Here is a 536-nt window from a genome sequence, read left to right as displayed (position 1 = left end):
AAACATATGACTCATATCCTTAACGCTCGAAGTGTCCCATTTATCCAAAGGTTGGTCAAAAAGTCGTGCCATTTGAAACATTGCTTTCATATTTTCTACATTCGAAGTATCCCAAGAATTTAGTGGCTTATTAAAAGATATCGCCCATTCAAACATATGGCTCATATCTGTAACTTTTGAAGTATCCCAAGAGCTTATATCGTGGTTAAAACTCCTTGCATTGCAAAACATACCTTGCATATTTGTAACACTTGAAGTATCCCATTTCTCAATGCCACTAAATATTCTATTAGAATCTTTAAAAAGCCACGACATATCAGTTATCTTGCTCGTATCAATATCGCCTAGATAGATGTTCTCATCGCCAATTAACTCTATTAATTCCTCTTTGTTTTGCGGACAATGCATTTTAAATCCTTTGTTTACAATTTGTGAATTGGAGTTTATCAAAAAAAAAAAAAACAATGTCAAGGGGGATTTTATTCTTTATGTTGTGGGTTAGAGTGGCGTATAGGTGCATTTTAGGGGACTTGCAA

1 protein-coding gene is annotated in these 536 nt (G+C 34.3%); it reads right to left on the bottom strand.

Going from position 1 to position 536, the window contains the following annotated elements:
- On the bottom strand, positions 1-408 hold a 408-nt coding region (locus CCY99_RS09290), incomplete at its 3' end, for a BspA family leucine-rich repeat surface protein (protein ID WP_112061139.1).
- Between the last annotated feature and the right edge of the window lie 128 nt (positions 409-536).

The sequence above is a fragment of the Helicobacter sp. 16-1353 genome (assembly GCF_003288815.1).
Taxonomy (GTDB): Bacteria; Campylobacterota; Campylobacteria; order Campylobacterales; family Helicobacteraceae; genus NHYM01.
This window is presented reverse-complemented; position numbering and strand designations above follow the sequence as displayed.